Genomic DNA, 20661 nt, shown 5'->3' on the forward strand with positions numbered 1-20661 from the left:
TCATGTCTGATGAAAATAAATGGAGTGTGGTCAAGTTCGTTCAGGAAATGCTGGCTGACGAAAAGGACAAGTCGGCTATCACCCCTCAGCTCATTTCGCAGAAGATCGACATGGTGCTGAAGATCATGCCGGGTAAGGGCGAGGACCTAGATAGGGAGTCCGTTACTGAGGAGCTGATCAGACGCTTCAGCGTATGGGTAGGTGATGACTCTTCATTGGTAGACCTGAACGGCCATGAGCCATGGCTCACAAGCGAGCGCAAGAAGGACTGGCGATACTGGCAACGCTACCGCGAATGGCAGGAGCTGAAACTACCCCTGAGTGCGATGGAGGCTCTGGACAAAACCACAGACAACGTTCTGTCGATGCTTGAGGACCCGAAGCGAGATGGCGCCTGGGATCGACGAGGGATGGTGGTTGGCCACGTACAATCAGGCAAGACCGGCAACTACACTGGCCTGATCTGCAAGGCAGCGGATGCCGGATACAAGATCATCATCGTGCTTGCGGGGCTGCACAACAACCTGCGAGCACAGACCCAGATGCGTCTGGACGAGGGGTTTCTGGGCTACGAAACAAGCGCCATCGAAGGCAGTGGAAACAAGCTCATTGGAGTCGGCAAAATCGACCCCTCGCCGGCACTCCGGCCCCAGTATGTGACCAACAGAACGGAAACCGGCGACTTCAACACCAAGTTTGCCAAGAATCTGGGTGTCTCGCCCGAGCAGCGCCCGTGGCTGTTTGTCGTCAAGAAGAACAAAACGGTTCTGACACGACTGCTGACCTGGATCCAGTCCCATGTAGCCGAAACCAAGGATCCGGAAAGCGGTCGCCCACTCGTTACACATCTGCCGTTGCTGATAATTGATGACGAGGCCGATCACGCATCTGTCGACACTGGCGAGAAGGTTGTCGACGAGGACGGCAACCCCGATCTGGATCATGAACCTACGGCCATCAACAGCCTGATCCGTCAGATCCTCCACGCGTTCTCAAGAAAGGCGTATGTCGGCTATACCGCTACCCCCTTCGCCAACATCTACATTCACGAGCATGGTGAAACCGCCAATGAGGGGCCGGATCTATTCCCCTCCGCCTTCATCACCAATCTCTCGGCGCCGTCCAGCTATGTGGGGCCGTCGAGGGTATTCGGGCTAGCTGGTGAGAGCGGGCGCACAGGCGCACTGAACCTGGTCCGAATAGTTAAGGATCAGTGCTCCCAAGACGGCAAGAGTGGCTGGATGCCGGTCAGCCACAAAAGCAGTCATGTCCCACTTCTCGAAGGCCGGGACGCAATGCCTGCCTCGCTGACCGAGGCCATACACGCATTCATTCTTTCATGCGCGATCAGAGGCCTCCGCGGACAGGGCTCCCAACACAGCTCAATGCTGATCCACGTAACCAGATTCAACCAGGTTCAGCAGCATGTTCACCGCCAGGTTCTGGGCTATGTTCACGGCCTGAAGCAGCGATTCCGGAGACGTACCGACCATCTGAGCGTACTGGCCGAATTGAGGAGCCTCTGGGAAAGAGACTTTGTCAGCACCAGCCTCGAGATCGAAGCCCAGATTGACGAAGAGTCCCGCCACCCTGCTACCTCCTGGCAGAGCATCGAGGCCGTGCTGCTGGATGTGCTTGATGAAATAGATGTGCGCATGATCAATGGCAAGGCCACGGATCTTCTTGACTATGCCGACAGCGCAACGGGACTGAAAGTCATTGCTATCGGAGGCGACAAGCTTGCCCGGGGGCTGACCCTCGAAGGGCTCTGCACCAGCTACTTCCTACGCGCATCCAAGATGTACGACACACTGATGCAGATGGGGCGCTGGTTTGGCTACCGGCCCGGCTACCTCGATTTGTGCCGCCTTTACACGACCAATGATCTGGTTGAGTGGTTCGAACATATTGCCGACGCCGCCGAGGAGTTACGGGCTGAGTTCGACTTCATGATGGAGAGCAGACTGACGCCCAGAGAATATGGCCTCAAGGTGCGCTCTCACCCGGTTCTTATGGTCACTTCGCCACTGAAGATGCGTACGGCCAAAACCCTGTATCTCTCTTTCAGTGGCGATGTCGTCGAGACTGTCAGCTTTTACACCGACAAGGGTGTGCTGGAAAAGAATCTGTCTACTCTCATGGCCCTTGCCGATGAGCTTGGAAGTCCCTCCTCAATCCCCCCGCAGCAGCGCAATGGCAAGAAGGACAGCTGGAGCGGGATTCAGTGGACCGACGCAACAGCGCAATCGGTTACGCGCTTCCTACGTGGTTATCAGACCCATCCCGACTCTAGAAAGGTAAAAAGTGATCTTCTGGCAGACTTCATTGAAGAAATGAGTTTTTCCGGGGAACTGACATCCTGGACGGTGGCTGTTATCGGCGGAGGGACAAAGAGGACAGTCGATATCGTAGGCAGCCCAGTCAGAATGATGCAGCGACAGAACAAGGCAACCGAAGGAGAGGGCAAATACTCCATAGGTAGACTTTTATCCCCCCAAGACGAGGCCATGGATCTTGATGAGGCCGGATGGAACGCAGCGCTTGAGTTAACCAAACGGGCCTGGGTGAAGGATCCGGGACGATCCAGACGCAAAGAGCCCCCCGAGACCCCCAACGGCCCTGCAATCAGGCATGTAAAAGGCCTAGGTGCAGATGGGATAGAACCTCGACCGGATAAAGGGCTCCTGATCATTTCATTACTGGATCCCGAGGAATCAAACGTCACCGGTGTAACTACACCTGTCGTGGCATTTGCCATCAGCTTCCCTTCCAGCAATGCCGGTAAATCCGTGCCCTATCTAGTCACTAATGTGCTTTGGGAGCAGCAGTATGGCTCAAGTGAGTGACCTCGAAATTCTGGGAGTCTGGAGAGCACTACCTGGCAACGCCGCCACTCCCGGCTGGCGTGCAATAGATCTGGTTCAGCAGACGGGCTCCTGCCGAATCAAGGCCGCCCGACACTCACCAGGTAACGAGGAAGCGGTTCTGGTTGGATTTGCTACTACAAAAATCGCACCAGCGACTCAGCTTCCCCAAGGGCAGGGCTTCCGTATGGAGCGAGCCACGCTCGGCGAAACTGGCGGCAACCACAGTTGGCTCGCCATTGTTCGTCAGCCCGCGGGCAGTCTTGAACTGTTTGCCAAGGTAGTCTCCGATATCGTGCACCTCCTTCAGTCATTCAGCGATTCTCCAGAGGAAACGCTTTATCAGCGCTTCCTCGGGCGGGTGCGGGGCTGGCAGGAGTTCATGCGTCAGGGACGAGAAGGCTTGGGCCCAGAGAAGGAGCTGGGGCTGGTCGGGGAGCTGCGATTTCTGAATCTTCTGCTGGATGCGGGGATCCTTCAGTTTACGGCAGTGGATGCATGGAAAGGTCCGCATGACGGATTGCACGACTTCCAGATCGGCCTTGGCAGCGTGGAAATCAAGTCGACAATGATTCCGGACGGCTTCCCTGTTCGGATTGGCTCACTTGAGCAGCTGGATGACACTAACTGCCCGCCTCTCTTTCTGGCCGGGCTTCGATTCAGCACTCAGGAGGCGGGTAAAACGCTCACTGAGCTCGTTGATGCAACTCGGCAGCGCCTTGACGCTGACCCCGCCGCAATGCGCCTTTTTGAGCTGGCTCTCCATAAGGCCGGATATCTGGACATGCACGCGGCAGTCTATACACGTCGATTTCTGCTGGCCGACACAAGGTTGCATCTGGTAGACGGGGAGTTTCCCAGGCTAACCCCCTTCAACGTTTCGTCGGCAATTCGCCATGCCGCATATGAGCTGGATCTTTCTCTCGTTACGGCAAACAACCACACACTGGATGATGTACTCGAACAGTTAGGAGTCGTTTGATGGAGCTCGTCGACTTTCTGCGTGAGACGCAGGCCGCGATCCGCGATGAAGTTGAAAAAGATATAGGCCCAGGGGAAGCCCCTATTCCTCCTGAGGCCGTATTCACCGAGCATGTCATGACACATATGGCTGACGAGGGAATCACCTTTGAACCTACGGTTTGCCACTATGAAGCACTCGTGCCCGGAAGTTTTGGAGGCAGAGGATCGAACTACAAGGTAAAGATCAGTGGGTATGCCGTATCAGACACTACTGACGAAACGGGCAACCCTGACCGTCTAGATCTTTTCGTCAGCCTTTACAAAGGGCTCGATGAGGTTGAGCCGCTACCGGATCCAGAGATCGGAAAAGCCGCCAAAGAAGGACTGCAGTTCCTGAGGTTCTGCGCAACCGGCCAGCTATCCGGCAAGCTCGATGAAACCAACGATGCCTATGCTCTTGTTACCGAAGTCGAGCGCATCTTCAAGACGCTGGATAGCATCCGCATTTTCGTCATCACGGATGCTGTAGCCAAGACCAGAAACTATGCACCGCAGGATGTCGAGGGCAAGCAGGTCCGCCTTGAAGTCATGGACATACAGCGCCTCTTCAACCACTGGCAACAGGGCCGTCCACGGGATGAGCTGGTAGTCAACTTCAGGGACATCTGCGGGACTGCCCTTCCTAGCGTGTGGGTACCAGGATCGGGAGACGATGAGTACGACTACGCCCTGACAGCCGTACCAGGCGAAGCCCTGCGATTCCTCTATGAGAAGTATGGCCCCCGTATCCTCGAGGCAAACGTGCGCTCCTTTCTGGGAGTTAGCAGCAAGGGAGTCAACAAGGGAATCCGTGACAGCCTGCGTGACCACCCCGACCGTTTCATGGCCTACAACAACGGCATCGTCGTTGTTGCCGACCAAGCCAAACTCGACACCGCGGCCGATGGCTCGACTGGCATTCTCTGGCTCCAGGGCATGCAGATCGTCAATGGCGGCCAGACTACTGCATCCATCTACTTCGCCAAGAAAAAGCATCCGGACATCGATCTTACGAGTGTCCGGGTTCCAGCCAAGATCATCGTGCTACGCTCCGGGCAGGCTGATGATGAGGAACTGATTGCCAATATTTCGCGGTATGCGAACAGTCAGAACGTTGTCAAACAGTCCGACCTGTCCGCCAACAAGCCCTTCCATCGAGAGCTGGAAAAACTGTCCATGCGCACCTACTGCCCCGATGGCGTTGGACGCTGGTTCTACGAGCGCTCAGCAGGCAGTTACAAGGTGATGCTGGAGAAGGAGGCAACTACCCCAGCACAGAAGAAAAAACTCCAGGCGACAATTCCCCCTTACCGCAAACTCACCAAGCCCGACCTGGCCAAGTTCCTTTTTGCTTGGGATCAGAAGCCCCATATCGTCAGCCTCGGCAGTCAGAAAAACTTCCAAGCATTCATGGATGAGCTGATGGAAAGGGAAAGTGCGGGCGAGAACGTGATACCGGATCAGGAGCAGTACAAACAGATGATCGCGAAGGCGATCCTGTTCAAGTCAGCTCACAAGATCATCCGCCCCATGTTCCCGGCATTCCAAGCCAACATCACATCCTACACAGTTTCGATTCTAGCGCTGAAGCTAGGAGCGACCCTCAATCTGAACCGCATCTGGCAGGAGCAATCGATCTCTCCCCAGCTAAATCGGCAGATTGCGATATGGGCAGAAGAGGTCAATGACGCGCTTCATCGTGGGGCTGGCGGGAAAATGATCTCCGAGTGGGCCAAGAAAATCGAATGCTGGTGGAGAGTAAGAGACACTTCCTACTCTTCTGAGCTAGGCGGTATCACCGAACTATCCTAAACGTTATTTAGGACACGGCTAGAAGTGGCCACTCTAAGCCTTTCACATCAGGCAGGAGACGGCCAATAGCGGTCGTTGGTCATCTACAAATCAGGGCCTACTCACTCGCCTAAGGAACCCCTGAAACTAGGAAAGCATCAGGGCATATCATCACAAGTTCTTGATGGCTTCCTCGTATTCCTTTTCTGCCCGCTCCTGAAAATCAGACTGGTTGGCATTCAAGCATTCTTGGTAAACAAGGACATCGACTTCATTCGGCTTGTAGAGTCGAAACTCCCCGTAAACTCGCTCAACATAAAAGCCAAGCAGCCTTTCTGCTTCAAGGTTGCCAGCCGCATTCCTAGTGATCTCTGCAAGCATCTGCTCTTTCGAAAGCCCGGAATCTCTCGAATTGGCTAGATTGCGGTAGGTAGCACTCATTGGAGTGCACCACTCCTGCATCTCGCGCTTGGAATTTTCGACGATACCTGCCCAGATCTCTTTCTGCCTTGCGTCTTTATCCCTCTCCTCCAATATGGAGTCAGACACAACCTCCTTGAGAACGACCTGGAGGCCGAAGCTGTCTGATGTGACGCGATAGTTGTCTACGACAGCGAAGGCGCTACTACCGTCAGGACGCTTGCCCTCCTCTCCAGCTGTCACAATCTGGAGCTTCTGATCCTTGCCATCGGTAAAGTAGAACGAGCAAAAAGAAGCAGCTCCACCGCACCCCTCGACTTCGGCATATCCAGCTTTTCGGAAGTCTATAGCAGGGTCGAATGGGGCAACCTCTCCTGTGAAAGGCACTGGCTGCCAACCAGCAGCCAAAACCTCCTTTCTGGCATCGTGGTAAGCCTTCCCCTTTATGTCTGGGAGCTCCAATGCACCAGCAAAACCAGACGCCATAACCGCGAAAACAGAAACAAGAACTCGAGCGAAGCGACTCATCAACGACTCCTTTCGTAGAGTTTTGGTTTTTGACCATTTATACCTGGGCCAAAGGCCCTAAATCTAGAAAATCTCCCGGAACGTAAGGTTTACTTCGCTAGGGAAACCTGAAGAAGAGTTCCTGAACCTGGTGAAATACGCCGCCCCGTCGCACGAGTTTCCCGATGAAGCAGATGGCCTTTGCCGACGCCGAGTACGCCGGCAACGCAGACCCACAAGGAGTTGTTCCTGATCGAGATGGATAAACGCTTTCAAAATCGGCTGAGGCTGAAGCCGGCTATAAATACATGACTACTTCAGACCATCCCTAAGTTCTAATGCTATCTATTTAACGTCCAACTGAATCAGCAAGCCATCCCAGAAGGCTTTGTCGTTATTTTCAATAACTGGCTTTTCTTGCGAAAAATCAATGTTTAATATTTTGTGTCTCTTGCAAGCAAAGCCAATGCACGTCCATACAAGCCCCGCAATAAACGCAACTACAATTGACGCATTGATAAACACTACGAGCCCAACAAGCCCCACCCAATACCACCAAGGCAAACTTCCATCTGCTTTGCACTGTAAGCGCAGTTTGTCGTGGGTATAGTTGAAGTAGCCCTTCGTCCCAGCATTATCCTTAATCGATAGAAACTTCTTTATCTGCGGGTGTACCCAGTCGTTCGGGTGGCCACATTTCGGGCAGGTTTCTGCAAGGTGTGACACCTCTGAACTGCAAGCGCCGCAAGGAATAACTGAGTGTTGCATGAGTCCTATCTCCAAGCTTATTGATATCCTGCGCTGATAATGGCTGATAGCCATGTCGTTGAAAAGGGGAAAACGGTACTTGCTTCTCTGGCCAGTTGAATACCTTCACGCTGGCGCTCAAGCAGCATCGAGAACTCAAACCCAATCCCCCAGACTTCTTAGACGCTGGCCGGAAGCAGCCATCCAAGGGCATAGAATTAGTCACAGCGCTGGGTTCAAATTCTTTTCAGGGATTTGAACCCAGGCCCCAGTCGACCATCAGGCATGCCTGCAGGCCTACGCTCGCAGCTGCAGTAGAAGGAATTGCCATCAATCAGCACGAACACGCGCCCACTGGTGTTCATGGCTCAACGTGGCTGACCACCCAGCTCACCACGCCCCACACCTCGATCGGCACTTCACCATCCAATTGCACATCTGGCACTACCGGATCCGCGGCCTTGAGCCAGCGCCCGCCAAATAGATCACTTGCGACCAGGCGCACCCGGTAACCCTCGCCGCCTAGGTCGACCACTACAAAGCGGTTATCCAGCTGGCACGCCGCACGATTCACAATCAAACGATCACCAGGGAAGATGCCGAAGCCAAGCAGCGTGTCATCCAGCACCTGCACACCCCAGATATGCGGCGTGCCCAAGCCCGTCAGGCGATCCAGAGAAAGCCCTTCTTCCTTTTCGTCCTCGGCAGGCGATTGGAAGCCGGTGATGCGCAGGTCAGCGACATCGGTGAGCAGGCGCTCACCGCGAGCAAGGATGGAAAGAGACATCGGGCACTTCCGAACAATACTGTATACGGATACAGTATTCGGGCAAGGCCCGGCAAAGGTCAAATCGAACTCAGCAGGCGCCGACCAAGGGTTGCCCGTCCAGCAGCTCCGAGCGGTAAATTCCGATCTGCTTGGGCGCCTCGATAGCCACCCGAAACCTGTCACTTTGCACGGCCTCTACATGCACGGTGATGCCGTCCCGCAGCAGTTGCTGCAGCAGCTTTTCGGCATCTACGCCGGGGTCTATGGTCAGGCGAATGTGCTCGCCGACAGTGCGGGTAAGGGTGAGATAACCCATGGTCGAATTCCTTTCGTAGTGAGTGCGTCCTGCCAGCCTCAGTCTAGACCACCAACGAACAGGCGACCCAATACTCGCTGAAAGCACCCAAACTAATGGAGTTGAATATGTGCGGCGGAGTAGAAGCCCGCGAAGCGGACAAGGTTTGGAAGATTTACTTTCCCAGTCCAACGGCTGCGCTTCCGGTGCTGCTAGAGGGCAGCGACCAGCTTGATTGGATTCAGTGGGGGCGACGCGAGGGCGAGCTTGGCGCCGGGCCTCAGGGCGGCTGGGCACGGCTCAGCACGGTGGAGGCTGGCGGCTGGGTCAAGTACCAGCCGCACCGAGGTCTCGGCATAGTTCAGCGCTTTATGGAGAAAGAAGGCCAGCCTGGCGACAAGAATCGGCCCTCACACTGGTTCGACGTCCCAGAAGGCCAGGCCCTGGAATGCCTGGTAATCGGTGAGGGGGAAAAGCGGCGGGTCTATGTGGTGACCACCGAGCCTCCTGCGGAGTACACGTGGATTCATGATCGGTGGCCATTGCTCACCACTATCGCCGGCTAGGGCCTTCCTAAGCTCGGCTGGGGAGCTGATTTCTCCCTAGCCACCCGTCGCACGACGCCTACTCGCCGGTTAGTCTCTCTAGACAGAACCAGGTTTCCTCACAATGGCGAAGACAATTATTTCCCCCAAAGTGCTTTACCTCGACTTCGATGGCGTATTGCATCCAGACGCCGTTTTTATGACCAAGAAAGGGCCGACACTACGGGCTGAAGGCTCGCTCTTCATGTGGGCGGATCTATTGATGGAAGCGCTAGAGGAATTCCCCCACGTCCAAATTGTGCTGAGCACAAGTTGGGTGCGCCACTTGGGATTTTCGCGAGCGCGAAGCTACTTACCCGCCCCGCTAAAAACACGGGTAATCGGTGCGACTTGGCATAGCTCGATCGGTAAGGGCTGGCTTGAGCAGAACTGGTGGGATATGGCTTCGCGATACGAACAAATCTGTCGGTATGTTGATCGCGCCCATCTAACAAATTGGGTGTCGGTTGACGATGACTCAGATCGATGGCCGGAGGCGAAATTGGGTTATCTGGTTTGTTGCGATGGTCAGCATGGTTTGGCCCAACCCGGCCGTATCGATGAACTTCGAAATCATCTAAAGCTAGCCAAATGATTGAAGCAGCCTTAGCCCGACTCGGCCGCGCCAAGTATTCAAGACCGATAGAGGAAGCTCCCAAGGGCTGCCTCCGGCCAAAAGCGGCCTGTAGCAGGCAGCGTAAAAGGTCAGGAGCTGACGGCCACCGAACAATGTCTCCGTCCATGGCAGTTGGTTGCAATAGGTCTGAAGCGACCCTTGGCTCAGGATTGAATCGGTTAGCCTGCAGCTGCGCGAACCTCACCAATGCAGCTGCCTTGATGAGAGGCTTGGGCGCTGTGGCTTGCTTAGGCTTGTCTGCGCAGGTCAAAAAACTGGCAACCAGAGTTGAGACCCACCAGCCAACCAAACCTAGAGTGGCATTCCCGATACTTTCAATAACAGGGAATGCGTATGAAACTCAAACTCTTGGCGACGGTTCTAGTGGGCGTCGCTCTGACCGCCGGGTATCAGTACCTTGCCGTCCCCGACCTGCAGAAGAAAGATCCGGATGCAGGCCTCAGTCGCGACGAGCTTCGCAGCCGCGATGAGCGTGCGCAAGAAAACTGGGCCTACTCACTGGGCTTGCAGGCATATATCTGGGGGTTGCCGCTGACCATCACCGACCGCGAGCGCCTGCTGCGGCTTAACGAACGCAAACTGCGGTTCGTCACGGAACGCCAGATCTGTCCCTGCGCGCCCATCAACCAGATTGGCCACATGACCAAACTCGCCACCTCGGATGATGAACTGCCCTACACCCCGAACAATGACACCGTCTACAGCGGCGTCATGCTGGAGCTCAAGGATGATCCGGTGATCCTCAGCCTGCCGGAAGTCCACGACCGCTACTGGAGCGTGCAGGTCGTCGATGCCTATCTTGAAAATCTGCCCTATATCGGCACCCGTGCGACCCTGGGCAAGGGCGGCCACTATCTGTTCACCGGCCCGGATTGGCAGGGCGAGGTACCGCCCGGCGTCGAACTGCGTCGCTTGCCGACCAACTCCGGCGCCCTCGCCCTGCGCTACGGGGTGAGCAAGGAAGACCCTCAGGATCTGCCGCGCGTGCTGGAGCTGCAGAAACAGGTGCATACCACGTCGCTGAGCAACTGGAGCAGACCCGATGGCTTCGGCAAGGTGGTCGCGGTGAAGATGAACCGCAAGGAATACAGTGGCGACCTAGCCGTCTTCGAACGCATGGTCGACCTGCTTAATGAGAACCCTCCACGCCCTGGGCAACAGGCCGCCGTAGCTATGTTCCAGAGCATCGGCATCGAGCTCGGCAAGCCCTTCGATGCCAGCAAGCTGCACCCTGCCACGGTGGCTGGCCTTAAACGCGCCCTGCAGGACAGCCAGGACCTGATGACCTGGAAGGTGAAGTACCGCGGTACGCCCTATCCGGCTCGCTGGAACAACCTGCACGAGGGCACCTACGGCTTCCACTTCATCAACCGGGCAGAAGGCGCGCTCGAAGGGCTGATGGTGCATGATCGCGAGGAAGGGGTGTATTTCAGCACCTACGAGGACGGCACCGGCCAGTTGCTCGACGGCCAGAGCCGCTATGTCCTGCACTTCGAGCGCGACGCACTGCCTCAACTGCAGAACAAGGGCTTCTGGTCCATCACCCTGTACGGCACGAATTTCCAGTTGGTGGACAATGCCATCGACCGCTACTCGATCGGCGACCGCACCCCGGGCCTGAAATACAACCCGGATGGTTCCCTGACCCTCTACATCCAGCACCAGCCGCCGGCAGGGCAGGAGAGCAACTGGCTACCGACTCCACAAACGGGTCTATTCCGCTTGAACTACCGCATCTATCTGCCCAATGAGCAAACACGCAATCCGCAAACACTGCAGCAATTTATTCCCGCCATTCAGCCTCAGGACCAGAGCTGATAGCGGCCAGGCTGGGTCCGCCTTATGCCCCAGCCTGAACTCTGCAAACTAGCGCGCCTTCCGTTCACGCCGGTACTGCCCAGGACTGCCACCTGTCCAGCGTTTGAAGGCCCGGTTAAAGCTGCTCTGATCAATGAAACCAAGGCTGAATGCGATCTCATTCAGACTCATGCCGGGCATGCCCAGATAGCGCAGCGCCAAGTCATGGCGGATCTCGTCCTGCAGCTCCTTGAACGAGGTGCCTTCCTCGGCCAGCTTGCGGTGCAAATTGCGTCCACTCATGTTCAGGCGCTCGGCAATCTGCTCAAGCCCGAACTGGTCGGTGCTCAGCAGGGCAATGATTTCCTTGCGCACCTGCAGGCTGACCTGCTCATGGCGCATGCGCCCCAGGTAATCGCGTAGCAGCTGCTCATTCATGCCAGCAATCATGGCGTTGGCCGCCGGCAGCTCACGGTCCAGCATGCCGGAGGCCATCAGCAGTACATTCGCCTCCGCGCCGAAGTGCAGGGGCACCCCGAAGAACTGCTCGAACGCATCCCGCTGCTGCGGAACCGGGCGGCGCAGATGCACCTCCAGCAGGCCATCCGCCGCACAGGCGCCGAGCAACTCGCGGAAGGTGCGGAACAACACCCCCATGAAGGCATCGATCGGAAAATAAGGCCGTTGCGCAGAGGTGGAACTGTCGGACCCGAGGATCAGCGCGACTCCCTGCGGCCCCTCGTTCACCTCGATCTCGGCGATGGTCGTCACCACCTGGACGTAACGCTGAAGACGCTGCAGAGCTTCGCGCAAAGTGGCGCTGGCCTGCAGGGCAAAGACCATGGCATTGAGGTGTGTGGGGTAGAGGTTGGCCGCCACCTGCAGTCCGAAGGCATCGTTGCCAGTCCGCTCCACGCTGAGCCGCCAGAGTTTCCACATATTGACCACCGCGACCCGAAACTCCGGATCGAGTACCGACGCCGGATCGATGCCCGCCTCCAACATTAGAGGCTCAGCCTCTATGCCATAGCCCTGCAGGGCACGCTGAATAGCCAGAGTCCATGTAGCGATGGTGGTGTGGACCAGTTCGTGGGGGGCGCTGCTCATCTGTATTCCTGTCTGAAAATGCCAAAAAAGCGGCAATGCACGCCAAGAAAGATAAGACGCTTCTTCATATCTTAAGCCTCCAGCCATGCGGAACAACCGTTTGCGCTCACAACAACAAAAACAATCCTCGAGGATTCTCATGCACAAATTTCGCAGAGGCCGCGGTGCAATCCTGTACCCGCTGCTAGCCCTCAATGGTGCGCTCTGCCAGGCCGCTACCTTCGAGCTGGACAACGGCATCAGCGGCCGTTGGGACACCAGCCTGTCAGCCGGCCTCAGCATCAGCACCAGCAATCCGGACAAGCCGCTACTGCCCATTGCCTACGGCGGGTCTGCAGCCGGCATCAACGGCAACGATGGGCGCCAGAACTTCAAGGCTGGCGACACCTTCTCCCGACGGGTCAAAGCCATCTCCGAGCTGGCTCTGAGCCGAGACAACCTCGGCCTGCAGATCAGTGGCAAGTTCTGGTATGACGACCTGCTGAAAAACGGGGACGCCCGCTTCAAAGACTTCGACGATTCGGGTTTTGATTCACTGGCCACGTTTTCCGGGGCCGAGTTGATGGATGCCTACGTCTGGGGTGAGTTCCAGCTGAATGACCGAGCGCTGGATATCCGCCTTGGTCAGCAGGTCCTGAGCTGGGGGGAAAGCACCTTCATCCAGGGCGGTATCAATGTGATCAATCCCATCGACGCAAATGCCCTCACCAGCCCAGGGGTCGAGATCAAGGAAGCCTTGATTCCAGTCAACCTGTTCAATCTGTCGTTGGGACTCAGCGACAACCTCTCGGCCAGCGCCTTCTATCAGCTGGAATGGCGTGCCACGGTACAACCGGGCTGCGGCACCTTCTTCGCTCAGTCGGATGCCAGCCAACCGGGCTGCGGCCCGCTGCACGCAGTGGCCGCGCTCACCGAAGCGCAGCAGGACAACCTGCAGTTGGTCTACCCGCGGCTGCCAGCTGGGGCCAACATGCGAATTCCTCGTCTCAGTGACGATAAGCCTTCAGATAGCGGGCAGTGGGGCCTAAGGCTGGACTACTTCGCCGAAGCGCTGAACAGCACCGAATTCGCCTTCTACGTGATGAACTATCACAGCCGTCTGCCCTATACCAACGCCGCCACTGCCGACTATTCGAAACGGCCCGGAAGCGGATTCTTCCTGCCCGGGGTCACCAACAACCCGGCTTATGGAGGCAGCATCGCCAATCCCTTGACCCAGGCACCGCTCTATCAGATGGCCTTCCCAGAAGATATCCGCCTGTACGGGCTGAGCTTCAACACCTCGGGTCCCTGGGGAATTTCCTTAGCCGGTGAGATAAGCCACAGGCCCAACCAGCCGATTGCCATCAACGGCCAGGACTTTCTCTATGCCAGCGGTTTTCTCGATACCGAGTCGCCCATCGTCGATGAACTATTCGGCCTGGACATCGTGACCCCGGGCACCGGTCCCATCCTTGCTAAAGCCGCAGGTCTCTATGGAAAGCAAGTACAGGGTTACCAGCGCAAACCTGTGAGCCAGCTGCAATTGACCGCCATGCAAACCTTCAGCGACATCTGGGGCGCGGAGAACCTGCTGCTGATGGCCGAGGTCGGGGCCGTGCATGTGGCTGACCTGGAACCGGTGCAAACCATTGCCTACGGGCGCGATGCGGTCTACGGCTCTGGCGTGGAAGGCACCGCCATCGCCTGCAAGAACCCGGCGCTGAACAAAGACTATTGCCGGCTTGATGGCTACACCACGCCGTGGTCCTGGGGCTATGCCGCTCGGGCCAACCTGACCTACAGCAACCTGCTACCAGGCACCGTGGTCACCCCGTCGCTGGCCTGGCGCCATGATGTCAAAGGCTACGCGCCCTCTCCGGCACCACAGTTCATCGAGGGTCGCCAGGCCGTCACGCTAGCCGTGAACTTCGATTATCAAAATCGGTACAACGCGGCGCTCAGTTACACCGACTTCTTTGGGGGCGACTTCAACCCACAGACTGACCGGGACTTCATCTCATTCACCCTTGGCGCCAAGTTCTGAGGAACCACGCATGTTCAATCACTCTGCCACCCGCCACGTCCTCTTTGCATTGGGGCTGGCGCTCAGTCAACCCGTACTCTGTGCAGTTTCACCCGAGCTGGCTGCACAGCTTGATCTACAGCTGACCCCCATGGGGGCCGAACGCGCCGGGAATGCCGACGGAAGCATTCCCTCCTGGGACGGAGGTTTCAAGACATCGAGCATGGACCGAACGCTGGCTGACCCCTATAGCACCGAACAGATGCTGCAACGCATCGACTCCAGCAATATGGCGCCGTTCGCCAAATGGCTGAGCCCCGGCACCCAAGCGATGCTCCACCAGTATCCGCAGAGCTTTTACCTGCAGCTGTATCCCACACACCGTAGCGCGGCCTACCCCGAGTCCATCCTGCAGCAGAGCCGTCAGAATGCTACCCAGATCAGCCTCAATGCCAGTGGTAGTGGCCTGGAGGGCGGCTACGCCAGTGGCGTGCCATTTCCGATTCCGCAGCGGGCCGAAGAGGTCATCTGGAACCATGTCACCCGCTACCGCGGCGGCGCTGTCATGCGCGAGACGCATCGTATGCCAGTGCAAACTGACGGCAGTTATCAGGCCAGTCTCATCCGCCAGACCCAGGTCTTTGCCACCCATGTCAAAGACAACACCCCGGACAGCAATATCCTCTTCTACTTCATCGGCCAGACCCTGGCTCCTGCCCGCCTGGCCGGCAATATCGCCCTGATTCACGAGCCCCTTGATCAGTTACGTACGCCCCGTCAGGCCTGGTCCTACAACGCCGGACAGCGGCGTGTGCGCCGCGCTCCGACACTGGCCTACGACTCCCCACAGAACAGCGCGGAAGGCCTGGCAACTTCAGACAACATGGATATGTACAACGGTGCGTTCGACCGCTACAACTGGACCCTCAAAGGCAAACGGGAGCTGTTGATTCCCTACAACAATTACCACCTGCACGACAAAGGCCTGAAATACGCTCAGATCATCCAGCCCGCCCACATCAACAGCGGCTATATACGTTACGAGCGGCATCGGGTCTGGGAGATTGAAGGTGAGCTCAAACCTGGCCAGCGCCACATCTATCAGAAGCGCACCTTCTTCATCGATGAAGACACCTGGCAAATTGCCCTGGCGGATCACTATGATGCTCGCGGAGAGCTCTGGAGAGTATCGACCGCCTACCAGATGAACTTCTACAACGACCTGGTGCCATGGATGACCGCTGAGGCCACACATGACCTGCAGTCGCGCCGCTACCTGCTGAGCGGTCTGAGCAACGAAGTCAAGCGCGAAGCCAGCTTCGGCCATGAGGCTCTGCGCCAAGACTTCAAGCCAGATGCCTTGCGCCGCTTGGGTGGGAAGAACTGAAGGATCGGTCTTCGGCGAGTCAGCCATTCGGCGTCGGACGACGATCTGCTGCAGGTTGACCGCCTTGCCATGCCCTTCCCTAACGGGCCAACCAAGCATCTTGGCGCTGGCGCACGGTGGCATCATGGGCCAGAAGCACCTCGATGAAGCATTGCGCAGCCAGTGATAGGCGCCTGCCGCGCAGACGAGCAATCCCGAAACGCCCACGCAGGCCAGGGTCAAGGCTGCGTAAAGCCTGCAAGTCGCCGCGCCGCAGTTCGTCTTCCACCATAAACCAAGGCAATATCGCCAGCGCCTCACAGCCCTGCAGGAGCTGCTTGAGAATGGCCGAGCTATCGCAGGTGATGGCCAGCTTCCACTGCTCACGCCAGGTGTTCTGCAAGGCTCTAGGTAGGCGCTTGAGCAGCTGCTCGCGAATATCCTCGGGAAGGTTGGGTCCGGCCAGTGGATACTTCAACAGCATCTCCAGACTAGGCTCGGGGTGCTCAAGCAAGGGATGACCGGCGCGGCACATTGGCAGCGTGTGGTGCTCACCAAGGGCTTGTATCGTATAGCTGGGGTCGTCTTCGATCTCGTGCAAGTCGGCCACCAGCAGATCTATTTCCCGGCGTTGCAAACGCGCGGGCAGTTCTTGCCAGGGTGCCAGCACCACCTCCAAATGCACGCCGGGGTGCGCGCGGTTCAAGATGGCCAGCACCGGGGCGACAAGCGCGGCGCCGGCAAACGGACCTACTCCCACACGCAACTCACCTTGCTCCAGGCCGCGCGCCAATTGCAGGTCACGCTGCAAGTCCTGGGCGTGCAGCAGCAGTTGCCGGGCATGCTGCAATAGCAGCTCGCCCATCGTAGTGGGGGTCACTTCGCGGTGGCTGCGATCAAACAACTGCTCGCCAACCTGCGCTTCCAGCGCTTGCAGGCTGCGGGTCAGCGCCGGTTGGGAGAGGTGCAGCGCCTCTGCGGCGCGGGCAAAGTTGCCATGTTCGGCCAGGGCCAAGGCATGACGCAGGTGACGGAGCTCTATATTCATGTCTTTCGCGCATCAAGGAGATGATTTGATTGCATTGGACGCATAATAGGGCGCACGCCATGCTCTGACCAGACACTCTCTGGAGAACGCCGATGAATCTGCCCTTTCGCTGGATGCTAACCAGCACCTTGTTGCTACTCAGTGCATGCAGCGACAGCCCTGCGCCCAGCCACAGCGCCGCCACGCCACGCACGCAAGCTGCCCAGGCCGAGGTGGCGCAGAGCTATGACCTGAGCCATGTCGAGGGCCTGGCCCAGGCACGCCGCGGCCTGATTGCCACGCCTCAGGGCCAGGTGCGCGATGCCGAAGGCGAAGTGATCTGGGACTTCGATAGCTTTGCGTTTATCCAAGGCGAGGCCCCCACTACCGTCAACCCCAGCCTGTGGCGGCAAGCGCTGCTGAATAACCAGGTTGGGCTGTTCAAAGTCAGCGACAAAATCTATCAGCTACGCGGCTTCGACCTAGCCAACATGACGCTGATCGAAGGCGACAGCGGCTGGATTGTCATCGACCCGCTAACCAGCCGGGAAACCGCCGCCTTCGCCATGGACTTCGTTGCGCAACATCTGGGCCCGCGCCCGGTAAGCGCGATGATCTTCAGCCACAGCCATGTCGATCACTTTGGCGGCGCCCTCGGCGTGATCAGCGCCGAAGACGCCAAGGTTCGTCAGCTGCCGGTGATTGCCCCGGCTGGGTTTATGGAAGAGGCCACCAGCGAAAACCTGATGATGGGCATCGCCATGTCCCGCCGTGCCACCTTCATGTATGGCAAGCGTCTGCCGCGCAGCGCCGAGGGCCTGGTGGACAACGGCCTGGGCAAGGCGGTGGCCTTCGGGCACATGGGCATTCTGCCGCCCACCCAACTGATCGACGGCCGCGAACAGACGCTGGACGTGGATGGGGTGCGCTTCGTCTTCTACAACGTACCCGGGAGTGAAGCCCCGGCGGAAATGACCTTCAGCCTGCCGGAGCTGAACGCCTTTGGCGGCGCCGAGCTACTCTCGCAAACCCTGCACAACCTGTACACCCTACGCGGCGCCAAGGTGCGCGATGCCTTGCAGTGGGCCAACTACATCGACGCCAGCCGCGCGCAAGCCGCTGGCGCCGAGGTACTGTTCAACCAGCACCACTGGCCAGTGTGGGGGCAGGACAACATCCAGACCTTCCTCACCACCCAGCGTGATGTCTACCGCTACCTGCACGATCAAACTGTTCGCCTGATGAATGCCGGCCTCACCGCGCCGGAGATCGCCGAGCAACTGCACCTGCCGCCCAGCCTCGACCGCCATCTGAACGTGCACGGCTACTACGGAACCCTCAAGCACAACGTGCGCGGCATCTATCAGTTCTACCTGGGCTGGTTCGACGCCAACCCGGCCAACCTCGACCCACTGCCGCCGGTGGCCGCCGCCGCCAAGTACGTGGCCCTGGCCGGCGGCCGTGAGCCGCTGCTGGCAGCCGCCGAGCAGGCCTATGCCGAGGGCGATTACCGCTGGGCCGCGGAGCTGGGCAAACATCTGCTCTATGCCGATCCGGACGACCAGGGCGCCCGCGATCTGCAGGCACGCAGCTTCGAGCAACTGGGCTATCAGGCCGAGTCGGGGCCCTGGCGCAACTTCTACCTGAGTGGCGCCTATGAGCTGCGCCACGGCCTGCCGGAAGAGGGTTTCACCCCGGTGATGATGCTCGACATGCTCAAACACACCGCGCCCGAGCGGTTCCTGGACGTGATGGCCACCAAGCTCGATGGCACGGCGGCAGCCGACAGCGCGCTGCGTATCAACCTCAACTTCACCGACAGCGGCGCGCGCTATCACCTGTGGATCGAGAACGCCGTGCTGCATCACCGCCGCATGAATGAAGACGAAGTCGCCGAGGCCGACGCCAGCCTCAACCTGAGTAAGGACTTCTTCTTGCAGATGATCAGTGGGCAAGCCGGCGCCGCTGCCCTGCTCAGCTCCGATCAGGTGTCGATCGACGGCAACCCCCTGGCCCTTGGGCGCTTCTTCAGCCTACTGGATCAGCCAGACGGACGCTTCCCCATTGTCACGCGGTAGTATTTGGACTACGCCAACCAATTGCGCCGAGACAGAGTGGCGGGCTTGGCCGTACCCGCAAATAGGTCCAGCTATCGTAGAGTCCTCGATAGTTAGACTTAAGCCCCATGTTGCTGTGAGTGGGGCTGGCCGCTTTCGCTCTGACTGGCTGCACAGGTGTTTTGAATCATCTTGGATAGGATGCTTCGGGCCGGAAGTAGCACCTAGCTAACGGCTGCTTTTGGCCGGTTGTTGCCCGTGACCGGCGGCTATGGGTCAAATTTAGGCAGTCCGGATGCCGTGAAAGCCGCAGATTCAATGCTCGGCTGGTTGGCAATCAGATAGGACTGGCCGCGCGACTCCTGCCATTCAGGCCTTGGGCTTTCCCTTTCGTAGCCAGCGATACTGCACCGGGTCTATCCGAAGTAACTCGCGTATGGCCTCATCACGCTTCTCCGCTGACATGTGCGCTAGAAGAGAACGTATCTCGTGTTCGATGTTGTCCGACTTCGCACCACGCGCCTCAGCCAGGCGATACCACTCATGCCCGATTTCGAACTTTCCCAACTCAATATTGAGAGCACCTAGAAGCGTGCATGGTCTGAAATTGTTTGGTTGCAGTGCATGGGCTTCTTCCCCTAGCGTCAGAGCCGCAGTGAAGTGACCAAGGTCGCGCAAAGCTCCGCCGTGCGTCGTTCGAATCGCCGACTTGAGCTTCGGCTGCTCCTGGCGCACGGCCGGAATAGCTGCCAGGAGCTCGATCGCCTGGTTGGATGCTGCGCACTTGCGAAGGTGTGCGCTGGCATTCACGGCTTGCCACGGGTCACTGGTGCGCTTGTACTCAGCGATGCAGAAATCCGCTTCGAAACGGTGGTGAGCGTGCCGAATTTCTTCGGTTTCGTAGTCACGCCCCTCGCTCTTCAACCATAACGTGTCGAACTCTGGCAGCCGCGATTTCGAGTCAAGCTTGCGCAGGATACTCATCAGTCGCTTGAAGTGATGCTCTTCCACGAACACCTCCACCCCGTACTTCAGGCGTAGCTCCTGGTTCTTTTTCCTTGCAATGAATCTGGGATCGCTTTCGCGCTGAATACGCTCAGCCTCAATACGAGCCCACATTGCAGCTTCCCGAGTCTCAGCCGCATTCTGTTCCGCTATTTTCTTCGCCTCCAACTCCAACTGCGCTTGTTGCGCCAAAGCAATGCGTCCATCCCGCTCAGCCTGCGCCTGCTGGTTGAACTGCTCCTTGGAAATTTCGCCGGCAAGGAAGCTAGCAAGGGTATTTAGCCCTCGGGCTACCAAGAAGCTTCTGCTTGTAGCAGTCATTGGCTGCCCCTTCGCTCGATCGCGGAGGTAAGAAACCATGCACCTTGCCCCTTACAAATAGGGAGCTGAAGACAGACCGGTTTTGGCCGATGACCGTCAAAAAGACTAAGGGGAACCCAGGGTTAAGGAACCAAGCCCAGCACAAACGGTCACCAAACGGTCACCACAAGTAGTCTCTAGGGACTAAGATAAAAAAATGCGCCCATAAAAAAATCCAGTCACCGCTAAGTGACTGGATTTTCTAGGGTTTTTTGGTCGGGACGGAGTGATTCGAACACTCGACCCCTTGCACCCCATGCAAGTGCGCTACCGGGCTGCGCTACGCCCCGACAATGCTTCCGAATGACCGAAAGCGGGAGG

At 57.8% G+C, this 20661-nt stretch carries 16 protein-coding genes and 1 tRNA gene; 9 read left to right on the top strand and 8 right to left on the bottom strand.

Annotated features, from left to right (window positions below):
- Positions 1-2 precede the first annotated feature (2 nt).
- The 3 genes from ACNFCJ_RS15350 to ACNFCJ_RS15360 are packed head-to-tail and all read left to right on the top strand — an operon-like array spanning position 3 to position 5678.
- Complete coding sequence (locus tag ACNFCJ_RS15350; RefSeq protein ID WP_416772246.1) at positions 3-2846, top strand: Z1 domain-containing protein; 2844 nt, start codon at positions 3-5, stop codon at positions 2844-2846.
- Positions 2830-3846, top strand: a complete 1017-nt coding sequence (locus ACNFCJ_RS15355; RefSeq protein ID WP_416772248.1) for a PD-(D/E)XK motif protein — start codon at positions 2830-2832, stop codon at positions 3844-3846. Before ACNFCJ_RS15350 ends, ACNFCJ_RS15355 begins: the two co-directional genes overlap by 17 nt.
- Entirely contained in the window at positions 3846-5678 is a 1833-nt protein-coding gene (locus ACNFCJ_RS15360; RefSeq protein ID WP_416772250.1) for an AIPR family protein, read from the top strand. Before ACNFCJ_RS15355 ends, ACNFCJ_RS15360 begins: the two co-directional genes overlap by 1 nt.
- Positions 5679-5828: 150 nt before the next feature.
- Here ACNFCJ_RS15360 and ACNFCJ_RS15365 read toward each other — a convergent pair whose 3' ends face one another.
- The 4 genes from ACNFCJ_RS15365 to ACNFCJ_RS15380 all read right to left on the bottom strand — a co-directional run bounded on the left by ACNFCJ_RS15365 (position 5829) and on the right by ACNFCJ_RS15380 (position 8416).
- Complete coding sequence (locus tag ACNFCJ_RS15365) at positions 5829-6605, bottom strand: hypothetical protein (protein WP_416772252.1); 777 nt, start codon at positions 6603-6605, stop codon at positions 5829-5831.
- Positions 6606-6929: 324 nt separating this feature from the next.
- On the bottom strand, positions 6930-7352 hold the full coding sequence (locus ACNFCJ_RS15370; protein ID WP_416772254.1) for a hypothetical protein: 423 nt from the start codon (positions 7350-7352) through the stop codon (positions 6930-6932).
- 340 nt (positions 7353-7692) lie between these two features.
- Positions 7693-8118, bottom strand: coding sequence for a S24 family peptidase (locus ACNFCJ_RS15375; protein ID WP_416772256.1), 426 nt, complete (start codon positions 8116-8118; stop codon positions 7693-7695).
- Positions 8119-8188: 70 nt separating this feature from the next.
- Positions 8189-8416 (bottom strand): carbon storage regulator, encoded by a 228-nt coding sequence (locus ACNFCJ_RS15380; protein ID WP_416772258.1) that lies wholly within the window; start codon positions 8414-8416, stop codon positions 8189-8191.
- A gap of 95 nt (positions 8417-8511) precedes the next feature.
- Between ACNFCJ_RS15380 and ACNFCJ_RS15385 the strand changes: the two genes are divergently transcribed.
- The 3 genes from ACNFCJ_RS15385 (at position 8512) to ACNFCJ_RS15395 (ending at position 11434) form a co-directional block, all read left to right on the top strand.
- Positions 8512-8961, top strand: a complete 450-nt coding sequence (locus tag ACNFCJ_RS15385; protein WP_416772259.1) for a hypothetical protein — start codon at positions 8512-8514, stop codon at positions 8959-8961.
- Between the two features lie 103 nt (positions 8962-9064).
- Entirely contained in the window at positions 9065-9574 is a 510-nt protein-coding gene (locus tag ACNFCJ_RS15390; protein WP_416772260.1) for an HAD domain-containing protein, read from the top strand.
- A gap of 375 nt (positions 9575-9949) precedes the next feature.
- Complete coding sequence (locus ACNFCJ_RS15395; protein WP_416772262.1) at positions 9950-11434, top strand: DUF1254 domain-containing protein; 1485 nt, start codon at positions 9950-9952, stop codon at positions 11432-11434.
- A 48-nt stretch (positions 11435-11482) separates the two neighbouring features.
- Here the strand turns inward: ACNFCJ_RS15395 and ACNFCJ_RS15400 are convergent, their stop codons facing one another.
- Positions 11483-12520 carry an AraC family transcriptional regulator gene (locus tag ACNFCJ_RS15400; protein ID WP_131670717.1) on the bottom strand — a complete coding sequence of 346 codons (1038 nt, stop codon included), beginning with the start codon at positions 12518-12520 and terminating at the stop codon, positions 11483-11485.
- Positions 12521-12659: 139 nt separating this feature from the next.
- Here ACNFCJ_RS15400 and ACNFCJ_RS15405 point away from each other — a divergent pair, with 139 nt between their 5' ends.
- Positions 12660-14546: a DUF1302 domain-containing protein gene (locus tag ACNFCJ_RS15405; protein ID WP_416772264.1), complete on the top strand. Its 1887-nt coding sequence runs from the start codon at positions 12660-12662 to the stop codon at positions 14544-14546.
- A 10-nt stretch (positions 14547-14556) separates the two neighbouring features.
- Positions 14557-15912, top strand: coding sequence for a DUF1329 domain-containing protein (locus ACNFCJ_RS15410; protein ID WP_217325390.1), 1356 nt, complete (start codon positions 14557-14559; stop codon positions 15910-15912).
- Positions 15913-15991: 79 nt separating this feature from the next.
- Here the strand turns inward: ACNFCJ_RS15410 and ACNFCJ_RS15415 are convergent, their stop codons facing one another.
- A complete protein-coding gene (locus tag ACNFCJ_RS15415; protein WP_131670716.1) occupies positions 15992-16939 on the bottom strand; it encodes a LysR family transcriptional regulator in 948 nt (315 codons plus the stop codon).
- Positions 16940-17031: 92 nt separating this feature from the next.
- Between ACNFCJ_RS15415 and ACNFCJ_RS15420 the strand changes: the two genes are divergently transcribed.
- Positions 17032-18996: an alkyl/aryl-sulfatase gene (locus ACNFCJ_RS15420; RefSeq protein ID WP_131670715.1), complete on the top strand. Its 1965-nt coding sequence runs from the start codon at positions 17032-17034 to the stop codon at positions 18994-18996.
- Between the two features lie 348 nt (positions 18997-19344).
- Here the strand turns inward: ACNFCJ_RS15420 and ACNFCJ_RS15425 are convergent, their stop codons facing one another.
- Both ACNFCJ_RS15425 and ACNFCJ_RS15430 read right to left on the bottom strand, forming a co-directional pair.
- On the bottom strand, positions 19345-20301 hold the full coding sequence (locus tag ACNFCJ_RS15425; protein WP_416772267.1) for a hypothetical protein: 957 nt from the start codon (positions 20299-20301) through the stop codon (positions 19345-19347).
- A gap of 252 nt (positions 20302-20553) precedes the next feature.
- A tRNA-Pro gene (locus ACNFCJ_RS15430) sits at positions 20554-20630 on the bottom strand.
- Positions 20631-20661 lie beyond the last annotated feature (31 nt).

It is taken from the genome of Pseudomonas sp. NY15364, from assembly GCF_048068235.1.
In the GTDB taxonomy this organism is placed as follows: domain Bacteria; phylum Pseudomonadota; class Gammaproteobacteria; order Pseudomonadales; family Pseudomonadaceae; genus Aquipseudomonas; species Aquipseudomonas mendocina_D.